The organism is Geobacillus sp. YF-1 (assembly GCF_052692335.1).
This window is the reverse complement of the sequence record NZ_CP199850.1, coordinates 2171466-2184317: the sequence shown is the minus strand read 5'-3', so window position 1 is coordinate 2184317 and position 12852 is coordinate 2171466. Positions and strand designations below refer to the sequence as shown.

17 protein-coding genes are annotated in these 12852 nt (G+C 54.5%); 14 read left to right on the top strand and 3 right to left on the bottom strand.

All coding sequences use genetic code 11. The features are described 5' to 3' along the window. Position 1 precedes the first annotated feature (1 nt). Both ACTVIM_RS10770 and ACTVIM_RS10765 read left to right on the top strand, forming a co-directional pair. Entirely contained in the window at positions 2-541 is a 540-nt protein-coding gene (locus tag ACTVIM_RS10770) for a LysM peptidoglycan-binding domain-containing protein (protein WP_445612583.1), read from the top strand. Between the two features lie 83 nt (positions 542-624). Further along, the gene (locus ACTVIM_RS10765) at positions 625-1071 is read left to right on the top strand and encodes a YpbF family protein (RefSeq protein WP_445612582.1); all 447 of its coding nucleotides are present in this window, start codon (positions 625-627) and stop codon (positions 1069-1071) included. 170 nt (positions 1072-1241) lie between these two features. On the opposite strand, the gene ACTVIM_RS10760 is transcribed toward ACTVIM_RS10765, so the two are convergent. From ACTVIM_RS10760 to ACTVIM_RS10750, 3 genes are read right to left on the bottom strand one after another with little or no spacing between them, the layout of a single operon-like run. Further along, the gene (locus ACTVIM_RS10760) at positions 1242-1811 is read right to left on the bottom strand and encodes a manganese catalase family protein (RefSeq protein WP_445612581.1); all 570 of its coding nucleotides are present in this window, start codon (positions 1809-1811) and stop codon (positions 1242-1244) included. 33 nt (positions 1812-1844) lie between these two features. Then, positions 1845-2105: a spore coat protein CotJB gene (locus tag ACTVIM_RS10755; RefSeq protein WP_144975136.1), complete on the bottom strand. Its 261-nt coding sequence runs from the start codon at positions 2103-2105 to the stop codon at positions 1845-1847. Beyond that, entirely contained in the window at positions 2102-2332 is a 231-nt protein-coding gene (locus ACTVIM_RS10750) for a spore coat associated protein CotJA (RefSeq protein WP_144975134.1), read from the bottom strand. Before ACTVIM_RS10750 ends, ACTVIM_RS10755 begins: the two co-directional genes overlap by 4 nt. 97 nt (positions 2333-2429) lie before the next feature. Between ACTVIM_RS10750 and ACTVIM_RS10745 the strand changes: the two genes are divergently transcribed. The 12 genes from ACTVIM_RS10745 to ACTVIM_RS10690 all read left to right on the top strand — a co-directional run bounded on the left by ACTVIM_RS10745 (position 2430) and on the right by ACTVIM_RS10690 (position 12817). Beyond that, complete coding sequence (locus ACTVIM_RS10745; protein ID WP_445612580.1) at positions 2430-2822, top strand: hypothetical protein; 393 nt, start codon at positions 2430-2432, stop codon at positions 2820-2822. A 159-nt stretch (positions 2823-2981) separates the two neighbouring features. Continuing rightward, positions 2982-3572, top strand: a complete 591-nt coding sequence (locus ACTVIM_RS10740) for a genetic competence negative regulator (protein WP_033021166.1) — start codon at positions 2982-2984, stop codon at positions 3570-3572. A 322-nt stretch (positions 3573-3894) separates the two neighbouring features. Further along, on the top strand, positions 3895-5166 hold the full coding sequence (locus ACTVIM_RS10735) for a Glu/Leu/Phe/Val family dehydrogenase (RefSeq protein WP_445612579.1): 1272 nt from the start codon (positions 3895-3897) through the stop codon (positions 5164-5166). An 87-nt stretch (positions 5167-5253) separates the two neighbouring features. After that, a complete protein-coding gene (locus tag ACTVIM_RS10730) occupies positions 5254-6234 on the top strand; it encodes a YpdA family putative bacillithiol disulfide reductase (protein WP_033021169.1) in 981 nt (326 codons plus the stop codon). Positions 6235-6311: 77 nt separating this feature from the next. Next, positions 6312-7280 (top strand): asparaginase, encoded by a 969-nt coding sequence (locus tag ACTVIM_RS10725; protein ID WP_033021170.1) that lies wholly within the window; start codon positions 6312-6314, stop codon positions 7278-7280. Positions 7281-7364: 84 nt separating this feature from the next. Then, positions 7365-8042 carry a glutamic-type intramembrane protease PrsW gene (gene prsW / locus ACTVIM_RS10720; protein WP_033021171.1) on the top strand — a complete coding sequence of 226 codons (678 nt, stop codon included), beginning with the start codon at positions 7365-7367 and terminating at the stop codon, positions 8040-8042. 83 nt (positions 8043-8125) lie between these two features. Next, complete coding sequence (gene sleB, locus ACTVIM_RS10715) at positions 8126-8920, top strand: spore cortex-lytic enzyme (RefSeq protein ID WP_033021172.1); 795 nt, start codon at positions 8126-8128, stop codon at positions 8918-8920. A gap of 14 nt (positions 8921-8934) precedes the next feature. Next, positions 8935-10278, top strand: a complete 1344-nt coding sequence (gene ypeB / locus ACTVIM_RS10710; RefSeq protein WP_033021173.1) for a germination protein YpeB — start codon at positions 8935-8937, stop codon at positions 10276-10278. 301 nt (positions 10279-10579) lie between these two features. Further along, entirely contained in the window at positions 10580-11236 is a 657-nt protein-coding gene (locus ACTVIM_RS10705; protein ID WP_445612578.1) for a flagellar brake protein, read from the top strand. Positions 11237-11287: 51 nt separating this feature from the next. Then, positions 11288-11467 (top strand): YpfB family protein, encoded by a 180-nt coding sequence (locus tag ACTVIM_RS10700; RefSeq protein WP_033021250.1) that lies wholly within the window; start codon positions 11288-11290, stop codon positions 11465-11467. 91 nt (positions 11468-11558) lie between these two features. Continuing rightward, complete coding sequence (gene cmk, locus ACTVIM_RS10695; protein WP_033021177.1) at positions 11559-12233, top strand: (d)CMP kinase; 675 nt, start codon at positions 11559-11561, stop codon at positions 12231-12233. Next, entirely contained in the window at positions 12230-12817 is a 588-nt protein-coding gene (locus tag ACTVIM_RS10690; RefSeq protein WP_144975112.1) for a lysophospholipid acyltransferase family protein, read from the top strand. The genes cmk and ACTVIM_RS10690 overlap by 4 nt, the downstream gene beginning before the upstream one ends. Positions 12818-12852 lie beyond the last annotated feature (35 nt).

The following is a 12852-nucleotide window of genomic DNA, read 5'->3' as shown; positions in this document are numbered from 1 at the left end:
GATGGAACGGACACCGGAGCGCTCCGCCCGAACACGGCGGTCGGAATCGGAGGAACATGCGCCGTCTTCCCGCCTGAGACGGCGGCGGCAAAAAGAAGAACAAAAACGAAAATACATCCCTGCTCGCCTGCTGACGTTTCTGTTTTTGGCGCTGCCGGCGGCGGTGCTCGCGCTTCATCACGTCCAATCCGAGTCGGGGACGGTGGCGATCGTCCGCTATGACGAAAACAGCAGCCGGGAGACGGTGCGCATCATCCGCGAAACGGACAACGAAGACACCCTGTCTCCGTCAACGGCAAGGCAGGATGAACGGCCGGCGGGCGAGCAGCGGGGCGGCTCAACCGGCAGCCGCAAGACGATCACCCACGTCGTGGCGGCCAATGAAACTCTCTACAGCATCGCCATGAAATATTACGGGACGCCAAGCGGCATGGACATGATCAAAAAGGAAAACGGGTTGTCCTCAAACCGGCTGCAGCCGGGACAGACGTTGCGCATTCCGCTCGCCGAAAAACAGGAGGAGCAGCCGTCAGAAAACTAGGGCCGGCGTCCCCCTTTCGGTTCTACCCTCATTTGCTGCTGCATAGGATGGACAATAGAGAGGACAAGGAAGGGGGGAGCGCCATGGCCCATTTTCCCGCTGAATTTTCCCTTGACGAAGTGACGAAAGAAATGTTGCTCGCGGTCATCGAGCGGAAAAGAAAGTGGGAATATTTAGAAAAAAGAACATTGCTCTTGCAGGTGGCGGCTTTGGCCGGCTTGGCTGTCTTCTCTCTTTATATAGTGCTCAACGGGGCGACGTTTGGCACATGGAGCGAGCGGTTCACATGGTTTTTTGCCGCGCCCGTTCACGTATCGTTCCTTCTTTTTCTATGTACCGTGTATTGGGCGGCTGTTTATTATAAAGGAAAAAGTGAAAAGGCGGAAGAGGAGTTTCACGCGCTTCGCTGTGAAATTATCCAAAAAAGCATTGATTTATGGAAAGAGGAGGAACAATGGAACAAGCGCCATCAGGTGTTTGCATGGATGAAGCGCGAATATGACATCAATCTCTATTACGAACATCGCTGACCTTCTCCTGCTGTCCGCTTGGGCCCCGCTGTCGGCGCGTGGCGGCCGGAACTGCGGCCGAGCGCGGGAAACTGGAGGCTTTCTTGCGCTGCGGCGGAGGCCGCTCGCCGATGATAGGGATCCCCGCTTTCCTGCTTGCTGCGGAAAGCGGGGATTATGGGGACGGACGGTCAAAAGAGCTTTTTATGGTTGCGCTCATCTTTTAAGATTTCGACCGCTTCGCGGAACCGCTGCGCGTGAATGATTTCTCGCTCGCGCAAAAAGCGGAGCCCGTCGTTTAAGTCCGGATCGTCGCTCATGTTGATGATCCATTGGTACGTGGCGCGCGCCTTCTCTTCAGCGGCGATGTCTTCATACAAGTCGGTGATCGGGTCGCCTTTCGCTTGAATGTACGTCGCCGTAAACGGGGCGCCGGCGGCGTTGTGGTAAAAGAGGGCGCGCTCATGGTCGACGTAATGCGGCTCGAGCCCGGCTTCTTTCAGCTGTTCCGGCGTCGCGTCTTTCGTCAGTTTATATACCATGGTGGCGATCATTTCGAGATGGGCGAGTTCTTCGGTGCCGATGTCGTTCAGCAATCCGATCACTTTCGGCGGCAGCGTGTAGCGCTGATTTAAATAGCGGAGCGCCGCAGCGAGCTCTCCGTCCGCTCCGCCGTACTGTTCGATTAAGTACTTGGCGAGCCGCGGGTTGCACGTGCTGACGCGGACCGGATATTGCAGTTTTTTTTCATAAATCCACATCATTCGTTCCCCCTTGTGTTCATGGTGCGCCGATTATACTTGCCAAGGCCACGGCGTGTCGTCCCAGTTCCATGGGTAGCTGGAATAGCTATGGCCAAACTGCTCGAGCGGTCCGTAGGCGGCTTCAAACTGTTTTTTCAGCTGCTTCCGCTTTTGGGCGAGTTGGTTAAATTGTTGAATCGCCTGGTAGTCGGTCGGATGCGTGTCTAAATAGAGCGTCAGCTCAACGAGGGCGAAGTCGACGGCTTGCAGCTCCTCAAGCTGCTCGTAATACTCTTTTGGCATTTGTTTCATGAGCCATCACCTTTGGTTTTCATTTCGTAAGGGCTGTAATACGGATCGTAAAACACTTGCCAGAGCGTTCCTTTCTTCAATGCTTCACGAAGCGGGAATTGCGGCAAGTTTGGCGGTTGAAATCCGACGTACAAGTTCGGAGCGGTGACGTACGTTTTGACGCGGATGGGCGGGCAGGGGTCAAACGGGCTGATGTACGGCTCGTATTGTTTGCGCGTGGTAAACAAAGAAATTCCTCCTTTTAGGCAAAGTACAGTCTATATGTATGTGAGCGCGCCGCGGCTCATGCCTGTCTGCCGTGCAAGAAAATCGCGGAGGAACGTTATGCGCCGGTTATGGATGACGTCGATGGTCGCGGTCTTGTCCAGTTACTTATTTTTGCATTGGCTCCCGCCGCTAGAGCCGTTTTCTCCCACTTTGTTTTGGACGCAGCTGTTGTTTTCCCCGTTAAGATCATGGCTTGCTTTCGGCTGTTTTTTTCTCGGGGTCGCTGCGAACGGCGCGCTGCTTCGCCGGGCGATGATCGGGGCGGTGAGTTGGTGGGTCGGACGGCGGGTTCGCATTGGTGAGTGGTTGATAAGCATGGCGGCGCTTAGCCATTTTTACTGGGTGTTTCAGTTTCATTGGCGGCTGGCGGCGCTTTTTTTCGCTTTTTCCTTCTTTTATGGTATGATGACGTTACGAGGACGCCGGCTGCTTGAAGACGGCCGGCTTTAGCAGGAGGAAGTATGGTTATCGGGGGAGCAACCGAGAAAAAATGCTTGTCTAAAACCCGGGAAACGATGTAAACTCATTAATAACAACAAACGAACCAATTGCCAGTTGCGACATACAATAACGGTAAGAGATGGCTCTGTAGGTAAGGAGGGGTTGCCGATGCGTCTGGAGCGCTTGACCCACAACAAGATAAAAATTTTCCTGACATTCGACGATTTGTTGGACCGCGGGCTGACCAAAGACGATTTATGGAAAGACACGTTGAAAGTCCATCAGCTGTTCCGCGATATGATCGAGGAAGCAAGCGAAGAGCTCGGCTTTGAAGTGAACGGATCGATCGCGGTCGAAGTGTACTCTTTACCGGCGCAGGGCATGGTCGTTATCGTTACGAACGAAGGCGACTACGATGACATGGAAGAAGAGTTCGCCGACGATTATATCGAAATGCAAGTAACGCTCGATGAGAGCGATGACATATTTTACGAATTTCAATCGTTCGAAGATGTCATCCAGCTCGCTCATCGCCTGCATGCGGTCGGCTGCCTTGACGGCGCGCTTTATTCGTATCAAGACCGCTTTTACTTGCATGTTCCACAAGAGCCTCCCATTCCGCTCGATAACTTTGTCGCCTTGCTGGCCGAGTTCGGCAATCCGGCCACGATTACGATACACCGTGTGCAAGAGTATGGAAAACGGCTGATCGAACACCGCGCCATCGAGCAGCTCGTCCGTTATTTTCGCGCCCACTGAGGCGGGCAAGAGGGTGTCCCAAAAGGATCGGGACGCCCTTTTTTCGTGACGATTATACGTGCTCACCGTTTCTGTCGCGCGATATGTTGCGCCGGCCGAAAAACACCCGAATTCGAAAATGGGCCAAGGGAGCGCGTCATCGTTGGCCTGCCGCTTGATGAAAGCCGATGGGGGCGCCTTGGAAGGTTTTCAGCCGTAAATGATGTCGCGCGGAACGCTTGCCGTTTTCTTATGATTTTTCCTTTGCATCCGCTCACAGAAGGTGTATACTATGACATGGAAGGCGACAAACTATTCTAGCGAGCTTATAGGAGGTTTACGTATGGCAGCCGATAAGCATACGGAAGAAAAGGAACAACAATACGACGTGCTGGCGTCGACACAGATTGTTATACATAGAGCGTTAGAGAAGCTCGGCTATCCAGAGGAAGTATACGAGCTGTTAAAAGAGCCGATTCGCGTGTTGACGGTTCGTATTCCGGTGCGCATGGATGACGGAACAGTGAAAATTTTCACCGGCTACCGCGCCCAGCATAACGATGCGGTCGGCCCGACGAAAGGCGGCGTGCGTTTTCACCCGGATGTCACGGAGCGCGAAGTGAAAGCGCTATCGATCTGGATGAGCTTAAAATGCGGCATCGTCGATTTGCCGTATGGCGGCGGCAAAGGCGGCATTGTCTGCGATCCGCGCACGATGTCGTTCCGCGAGCTGGAGCGGTTAAGCCGCGGCTACGTGCGCGCCATCAGCCAAATCGTTGGCCCGACGAAAGACATCCCGGCGCCGGACGTGTTTACGAACTCGCAAATTATGGCGTGGATGATGGATGAGTACAGCCGCATCCGCGAGTTTGATTCCCCGGGCTTTATTACCGGAAAACCGCTTGTCTTGGGCGGTTCGCACGGCCGGGAAACGGCGACGGCCAAAGGGGTGACGATTTGCATCCGCGAGGCGGCGAAAAAACGCGGCTTATCGCTTGAAGGAGCGCGCGTCGTCGTTCAAGGGTTCGGCAACGCCGGCAGCTATTTGGCGAAATTTATGCACGACGCCGGAGCGAAAGTGGTCGGCATTTCTGATGTGTACGGCGCGCTGTACGACCCGAACGGGCTTGATATCGACTATTTGCTCGAGCGGCGCGACAGTTTTGGCACGGTGACGAAGCTGTTTAAAAATACGATTTCGAATAAAGAGCTGCTTGAACTCGATTGCGACATTTTAGTGCCGGCGGCCATCGAAAACCAAATCACGGCGGAAAATGCTCCGCGCATCAAGGCGAGCATCGTTGTCGAAGCGGCGAACGGGCCGACGACGCTCGAAGCGACGGAAATTTTAACGCAGCGCGGCATTTTGCTTGTCCCGGATGTGCTCGCTAGCGCTGGCGGCGTGACGGTGTCCTATTTCGAGTGGGTGCAAAACAACCAAGGCTATTATTGGACGGAAGAGGAAGTCGAGCAGCGGCTGGAAAAAGTGATGGTCAAAGCGTTCAACAACGTATACGAAATGGCGCAAACGCGCCGCGTCGATATGCGCCTTGCCGCTTACATGGTCGGCGTCCGCAAAATGGCGGAAGCGTGCCGATTCCGCGGTTGGGTATGACGCGGCGAGCGTTGACGTTTGCAAGCTTTCGCGAAATCCCCTATCATAAGGTAGGGGATTTTTTGCTTCGTGCGAGGTGACAAAAACATGAGAGAAGAAACGATCATCATCGTCGGCGGCGGCCCATGCGGGTTGGCGGCGGCGATCGCTTTGCAGGACGCCGGGTTTTCGCCGCTTGTGATCGAAAAAGGCAACATCGTCCATTCGATTTACCGGTTTCCGACGCATCAAACGTTTTTCAGCACGAGCGATCGGCTCGAAATCGGTGGGGTGCCGTTTGTCACCGAAAACCGGAAGCCGACGCGGAATCAAGCGCTCGCTTATTATCGGGAAGTCGTTGTTCGCAAGCGCGTGCGCGTCAACACATTTGAGGAAGTGAAAGCAGTTCGTCGCCAACAAGACGGAACGTTTTCACTGGAAACGTCGAAAGCCGAGTATCGCGCCTCGTACGTCGTGATCGCCACCGGGTATTACGACCATCCGAACTATATGAACGTGCCGGGGGAAGAGCTGCCGAAAGTGATGCATTACTTTAAAGAAGCGCATCCGTACTTCAACACCGACTGCGTCGTCATCGGCGGGAAAAACTCGAGCGTCGATGCGGCGATGGAGCTGGTGAAAGCGGGAGCGCGCGTGACCGTGCTGTATCGCGGCAGCGACTATTCGCCAAGCATTAAGCCGTGGATTTTGCCCGAATTTGATGCGCTCGTCAAAAAAGGCGTCATTCGCATGGAGTTTCGCGCCCATGTGAAAGAAATTACCGAGGACGCGGTCGTGTATGAAGTCGACGGAGAAACGAAAACGATCAAAAACGATTTTGTGTTCGCCATGACCGGCTATCATCCCGACCATCGCTTTTTAACGAGCATCGGCGTCCACGTCGATCCGGAAAGCGGCCGCCCGCATTACGATCCCGAGACGATGGAAACGAACGTTCCCGGACTGTTTATCGCCGGCGTGATCGCGGCGGGCAATAATGCCAATGAGATTTTTATTGAAAACGGACGGTTTCATGGGGAGGCGATCGCTGCCTGCCTCGCCCGTCGTGAGCGGGGCGCGTCTTCTTAACGCGACGACCTTGCCGCCTTGTCGCGGCGGGGAGGCGGGGGCTTTAGTGGAAATAGAAAGCGCAGGTGAACGATAGGATGAAACGAAAAGTCGTTTTGTTGACGACGGGGGGCACGATCGCCAGCAAGCGGAGCGAGCGCTCCGGCCGTCTCCGGGCAGGAGCGTTAAGCGGCGAGGAGTTGGCGGCGATGTGCCATTTGCCAAATGATATAGAAATCATCGTCGAAAGCGTATTTCAATTGCCGAGCATGCATTTGACGTTTTCCCATTGGCTCGAACTCAAACAGCGGATCGAAGCGCATTTCGCCGATCCGACGGTCGACGGCATCGTTGTCACCCATGGGACGGATGCGCTTGAGGAAACGGCGTACTTTCTTGACTTGACGATCGATGACCCGCGGACGATTGTCGTCACCGGTTCGCAGCGCGCTCCGTCCGATTTGGGCAGCGACGTGTACATCAACATCCGCCACGCCGTTTACGCCGCCTGCGCCGAGCCGCTGCGCGGGACGGGCACGGTCGTCGTGTTCAATGAACGCATTTTTGCCGCCAAATACGTAAAAAAAGAGCATGCTTCGAACATTCAAGGATTTAACGCGTTTGGTTTCGGTTATTTGGGGATTATTGATAATGATGAAGTGCATGTGTATCAAAAGCCGGTTCGCCGCGAACATTACCAACTCATCCGCCCGCTTCCGCCCGTCGACATTGTGAAATGTTATTTGGAAGCGGATGGGAAGTTCATCCGGGCCGCGCGCGAGAGCGGGGTCGCCGGTTTGGTGCTCGAAGGAGTCGGCCGCGGCCAAGTGGCGCCCAAAATGGTCGATGAAATCGTCAAAGCTATTGAAATGGGGATCAAAGTCGTGGTGACGACGAGCGCCGAAGAAGGAGCGGTGTACACGACGTACGACTATCTCGGCAGCGCCTATGATTTGCATAAAAAAGGCGTCATTCTCGGCAGCGATTACGACGCGAAAAAGGCGCGCATCAAGCTGGCCGTCGCCCTCGCCTCCGATGCCCCGCTCGATGGTTTGTTCGCCTTTTAGGCGGACGGCCGGCGCGATTTCTCTTTTTTTGCCTCGGTTTTCATGATACGATAGAGATAAAAATACAGAGAAACGGGGATCGATATGTTTTCGCTGATTTCCGCCGGCGTCGCTCCCGGAGTGGCGCTGCTCAGCTATTTTTACTTGCGCGATGAATACGAGGCGGAGCCGCTCTCATTTGTGTTGCGCATGTTTTTGTTCGGCGCTTTGCTCGTCTTTCCGATCATGTTCATCCAGTACGTGCTTGCCGAAGAGCGAATCGTTTCGTCGCCGATGGCCGAAGCGTTTCTTTCCGCCGCGTTGTTGGAGGAATTTGTGAAATGGTTTGTCGTCTATTTTTTTGTGTATGATGATGATGAATTTGACGAGCCGTATGATGGCATCGTCTACAGCGCCAGCGTCTCGCTCGGATTTGCGACGTTGGAGAATTTGCTGTATTTGTTGGCCAACGGCGTGGAGACAGCGTTCGTCCGGGCGCTGCTGCCGGTGTCCAGCCATGCGCTCTTTTCCGTCATCATGGGGTTTTACTTTGGCAAGGCGAAATTCGCCCGCCAAAAGCGCAGCTATTATTTATGGCTGTCGTTTTTGCTGCCGTTTTTCCTCCACGGCGTCTATGATTGGCTGCTGCTCGCGAAAGAGCGATGGAGCTACTACATGGCGCCGTTTCTGCTCGCTTTATGGTGGGTGGCGCTGCGCAAAGTGAAACAGGCGAAAGGGGCGGTTCGAACTGCAGCGCTGCCGTCCGTCAACAGCCAAGCGTGATCGCTTGGCTTTTTTTTGTATAAAACGAGCAAAACGAAGGAAAATAGGGATAAAAACGGCAAGTGCTGACGGGAGGTTTGCAGATGGCAAGGAAAACGTTGCTGTTGCTTTGGCTCGGTGTATGGGCGGCGCTGTATCCGATGGGTCACGCCGCGGCCTTTTCGCCGCAAGTGATCCAGCGCGGGGCGGTTGGCGATGATGTCATCGAGTTGCAGGCACGGCTCCAGTATCTCGGTTTTTACAACGGCAAAATTGATGGGGTATTTGGCTGGCGCACGTATTGGGCGCTTCGCCATTTTCAGTATGAGTACGGCCTGCCGGTCGATGGATTGGCCGGTGCAGAGACAAAACAAAAGCTGGTGAGAGCTTCGAAATATGACGAGTCGTTTGTCAAAGAACAAATCCGTCAAGGAAACGACTTCACCCACTACGGAGGCATTCCGCTCAGCCAGCAAGTGAAAAAGCGGAGCGGCGGAGGGGGGCGGACGGTGAAAGCGACGGCGTCCAACGTCCCTAAAGGATTTTCGCAAAACGATATCCAATTGATGGCAAACGCCGTTTACGGAGAAGCGCGCGGCGAACCGTACATCGGACAAGTGGCCATCGCCGCGGTCATTTTAAACCGCCTCGAACACCCATCGTTTCCCGATACGGTAGCTGGGGTGATTTTCCAGCCCGGGGCGTTTACGGCGGTCGCCGATGGGCAAATTTGGCTGACGCCGAACGAAACAGCGAAAAAGGCGGTGTTGGACGCCATTAACGGCTGGGATCCGACCGGCGGAGCGATTTACTACTTTAACCCGGCGACGGCGACGAACGCGTGGATTTGGAGTCGGCCGCAAATTAAGCGGATCGGGAACCATATTTTCTGCAAATAAAAGGAGGGAGACGGATGATTCGAACCGTTTTGCTGGCGGTGCTTGCGCTTGCTGTCATCGGCACCGGCTATTGGGGGTATCGCGAGCACCAAGAAAAAAACGCGATTTTGATTCACGCGGAAAACAACTATCAACGCGCGTTTCACGATTTGGCTTACCAAATCGACTTGCTTCATGACAAACTAGGAGCAACGTTGGCGATGAATTCGCACGCATCGTTGTCGCCGGCGCTCGCCGAGGTGTGGAAAATCGCCTCGGAAGCCCATTCCGATGTCGGCCAGCTGCCGCTGTCGCTTCTGCCCTTCAATAAAACGCAGGAGTTTTTGTCGCGCATCGGCGAGTTCAGCTACCGGACAGCGGTGCGCGATTTGGAAAAAGAACCGTTGACAAAGGAAGAATACCATACGCTGCAAGCGTTGTATCAAAACGCTGGCAAGATTCGCCAAGAATTGCGCAACGTCCAACATTTGGTGCTTGAAAACAATTTGCGTTGGATGGATGTCGAACTGGCGTTGGCGACGAGCGACCAAAAAGGGGACAACATCATCATCGATGGGTTTCGAGCGGTCGAGAAAAACGTGGATACGTTCTCCAGTTCTTCGGAGTTTGGCCCGTCGTTTATCGGTCTTGCCAATGAAGAAAGAGGGTTCGTGCGCGCGAAGGGCGGCCCGATTTCGAAGGCGGAAGCGCGGCGGATCGCTCGCGATTTCCTCGGGTTAAAGGGAACGGAAGACATCAAGGTGACGGAAAGCGGCAAAGGGGCGGACGACCGCTTTTACAGCGTAACGATTCATGATCCGAAAACAAAGGGCGATATTTACATGGATATCACCAAAAACGGCGGCTACCCGATTTGGGTGCTGAACAGCCGTCCGATCGGCAAACCAAACATCGGTTTGCATGAAGCGGCTAACCGCGGACTGGCGTTTTTGAAACGGCATCGCTTTACCGGATTTGAGCTGTATGACAGCACGCAATACGACAATGTGGCGGTGCTTACGTTCGTCAAAAGCGAAAACGGCGTTCGCATCTACCCGGAAGCGGTGCAAATGAAAGTGGCGCTCGATAATGGCCGTGTAGTCGGTTTTACCGCGCGCGACTATTTATCATCGTCCATTCCGCGTCCGCTGCCGAAGCCGAAACTCACCGTCGAGGCGGCGAAGAAAAAGTTGAACCCGCATTTAAAGGTGATGGAACAGCGCCAAGCGGTTATTATGAACGATTTGCAAAAGCCGGTGCTTTGCTATGAATTTTTAGGAACGATGGGCGACGATACGTACCAGCTGTTCATCAACGCCTCAACAGGACTAGAGGAAAAAGTGGAAAAATTAGAAAGCGTTGAACCCGCTTACGGATAAAGGAGGAAAGGCGCCTGAAAGCACGGGCGTCTTTTCTTGTTTTTTTGAACACGCACCGCCCTTCGGTTCATTCCCGGACGGCGGGCCAAACGTTGTCCATGGGGTTATTCTCACCCTTGGACAGCGGGCCAAACGCTGTCCATGGAACGTTTCCACCACCATCCCGTGCGGCGCGCGATGATTTTCATGCCGGAATGGGTAACAAGTCTGAAGGACGATATGGTATAATTGTCTTGAACAACCATTCAAAGACAGAGGCGAATGTCTCAGCGAAGCTGGCTGAAAAGGGGAAAAGAGAACGATGACGATCAAAATCGGGGATTCGATCCGCCTCGAACCGCTGGACGGCTCGGCGCGGCAATATCAGAGCAAGGTGCTCGACATCGGCGACGGGGCGGTTCACATCGGTTATCCGGTCGATCAAACAAACGGAAAAACGGTGTATTTGTTAAACGGCATGCAATTCAAGGCGAGCGTGGTCGGGCAGGATGGGGGCTTATACTTGTTTGACACAGAAGTGAAAGGGAAAGTGCGCGTTCCGCTGCCGATGATTGTTTTATCTTATCCGGGGGAGGAAGCGCTTCTGCGCGTTCAACGCCGCCGTTACGTGCGGGTGAAAACGAACGTCGATGCCGCTGTCCATCCGCTCAACGGCGAGTTCGCCCCTTTTGCGACGATGACCGTGGATCTTAGCGCCGGCGGCGCGGCGCTCGTTGTTCCGCCGGCTGTTGCACCGCTTTTGCATCCTAGAATGCCGGTTGAACTTTGGCTTGTGCTGCCCATGCGCTCGGGGGAGTATCATTATGTTCAGACGAAAGCCGCCGTCGTGCGCACAGTGACGAACGGGCAACATACGGCGAAAACGTCGGTCGAATTCACTGAACTTGACCCGCAGGACCGTCTTCGCCTTATTCGTTACAGCTTTGAGCGGCAGCTCGAAGAACGGAAAAAGGAATAAAGCGGCAAGGGAGGTGGAATACTGCTAGAAAAAGGGAGGCGGGTGAACGCGATGAAACGAATGGAAACGCTGTTATGGAAGCTCGTTCTTATCCAGGCAATCTGTTTGCTTGTCGCCCAATGGCTTGCCCTCTACACCCCGATCGAGCTTTACATCAATAAGGTGTACGAATATGAAGGGGTCGCAAAACAGGAAAAAATGAAATCGGTCGAAACGGCCGTCGACCGTTGACGGCAAATATGATACAATGAACGTAGACACATGCAGGAGTTTCCTGCATTTTCTTTATGCACTCATCACTTTGGACCAAGCAGGAGGAATTATGAAACGACGAATTAGCATTGCGATCGACGGACCTGCGGCGGCGGGGAAAAGTACCGTTGCCAAACTCATTGCCCATCGCCTTTCCTACGTGTACATCGATACAGGCGCCATGTACCGCGCGCTGACGTACCGCGCGTTGACGTGCGGCATCGATATCGATGATGAACAGGCGCTCTTGTCGCTGCTTCGCGATACATATATTGAATTGAAGCCATCGCGCCATGGACAGCAGGTGTTGGTAAACGGTGAAGATGTCACCGATGTCATCCGCGGCGAGGCGGTGACGAAGGCGGTATCATGGGTGGCCAAGCACCCGCTTGTGCGCGAAGAGATGGTCGCCCGCCAGCGCGCGTTGGCGAAGGGCGGAGGTGTCGTCATGGACGGGCGCGATATCGGAACGCATGTGTTGCCAGATGCCGAAGTGAAAATTTTCTTGAAAGCTTCGGTGGAAGAGCGGGCGCGGCGTCGGCACGAGGAAAACATCGCCCGCGGCTTTCCGTCCGATCTGGAAACGCTCAAAGAAGAAATCGCTCGCCGTGACCGTCTCGATTCGGAGCGGGAAACAGCGCCGCTTCGCAAGGCTCCCGATGCGGTCGAAATCGATACGACGTCGCTGTCGGTGGAAGAGGTGGCGGAGCGAATCATGGACATTGTTAACGAAAGGATTGGATGAGGGTGGATTTTTATTCGTTCGCCAAGGTGGTCGTTAACGGGGTGCTCACCCCTTTTTACCGCATCCAAACGATCGGGTTGGAACAATTTCCAAACGAGGGGCCTGTGCTTCTGTGCGCCAACCATATCAGCAACCTCGATCCACCAGTGGTCGGCATCACGGCGCCGCGGCCGGTTCGGTTTATGGCGAAGGAGGAACTGTTCCGCACGCCGCTTGTCAAAACGCTCGTTCATCATTTGCGCGCGTTTCCGGTCAAACGCGGCATGAATGACCGTCAGGCGCTGCGCATGGGGCTTGAGGTGCTGAAACAAGGAGAAGTGCTCGGCATTTTTCCAGAAGGGACGCGCAGCAAAGACGGTCGGTTGCAAAAGCCGTTGCCGGGAGTCGGTTTTTTCGCCCTGCGCACCGATGCCGCCGTCGTTCCGTGCGCCATCATCGGCCCGTACCGACCGCTTCGGCCGCTCAAAGTCGTATACGGGGCGCCGGTCGACATGACGCCGCTGCGAGAGCGGAAGGCGAGCCCGGAGGAAGCGGCCGATTACATTATGGATCATATTCGCCAGCTGCTTGAACAACATCGTTAAGCATTCTAGTACATGTTGATTGAGAAAATATGGTA

Coding starts and splice junctions, on each gene's coding strand:
- ACTVIM_RS10770 (WP_445612583.1), top strand. CDS start 2: ATGGAACGGACACCGGAGCGCTCCGCCCGAACACGGCGGTCGGAATCG.
- ACTVIM_RS10765 (WP_445612582.1), top strand. CDS start 625: ATGGCCCATTTTCCCGCTGAATTTTCCCTTGACGAAGTGACGAAAGAA.
- ACTVIM_RS10760 (WP_445612581.1), bottom strand. CDS start 1,811: ATGTGGATTTATGAAAAAAAACTGCAATATCCGGTCCGCGTCAGCACG.
- ACTVIM_RS10755 (WP_144975136.1), bottom strand. CDS start 2,105: ATGAAACAAATGCCAAAAGAGTATTACGAGCAGCTTGAGGAGCTGCAA.
- ACTVIM_RS10745 (WP_445612580.1), top strand. CDS start 2,430: ATGCGCCGGTTATGGATGACGTCGATGGTCGCGGTCTTGTCCAGTTAC.
- ACTVIM_RS10740 (WP_033021166.1), top strand. CDS start 2,982: ATGCGTCTGGAGCGCTTGACCCACAACAAGATAAAAATTTTCCTGACA.
- ACTVIM_RS10735 (WP_445612579.1), top strand. CDS start 3,895: ATGGCAGCCGATAAGCATACGGAAGAAAAGGAACAACAATACGACGTG.
- ACTVIM_RS10730 (WP_033021169.1), top strand. CDS start 5,254: ATGAGAGAAGAAACGATCATCATCGTCGGCGGCGGCCCATGCGGGTTG.
- ACTVIM_RS10725 (WP_033021170.1), top strand. CDS start 6,312: ATGAAACGAAAAGTCGTTTTGTTGACGACGGGGGGCACGATCGCCAGC.
- prsW (WP_033021171.1), top strand. CDS start 7,365: ATGTTTTCGCTGATTTCCGCCGGCGTCGCTCCCGGAGTGGCGCTGCTC.
- sleB (WP_033021172.1), top strand. CDS start 8,126: ATGGCAAGGAAAACGTTGCTGTTGCTTTGGCTCGGTGTATGGGCGGCG.
- ypeB (WP_033021173.1), top strand. CDS start 8,935: ATGATTCGAACCGTTTTGCTGGCGGTGCTTGCGCTTGCTGTCATCGGC.
- ACTVIM_RS10705 (WP_445612578.1), top strand. CDS start 10,580: ATGACGATCAAAATCGGGGATTCGATCCGCCTCGAACCGCTGGACGGC.
- ACTVIM_RS10700 (WP_033021250.1), top strand. CDS start 11,288: ATGAAACGAATGGAAACGCTGTTATGGAAGCTCGTTCTTATCCAGGCA.
- cmk (WP_033021177.1), top strand. CDS start 11,559: ATGAAACGACGAATTAGCATTGCGATCGACGGACCTGCGGCGGCGGGG.
- ACTVIM_RS10690 (WP_144975112.1), top strand. CDS start 12,230: ATGAGGGTGGATTTTTATTCGTTCGCCAAGGTGGTCGTTAACGGGGTG.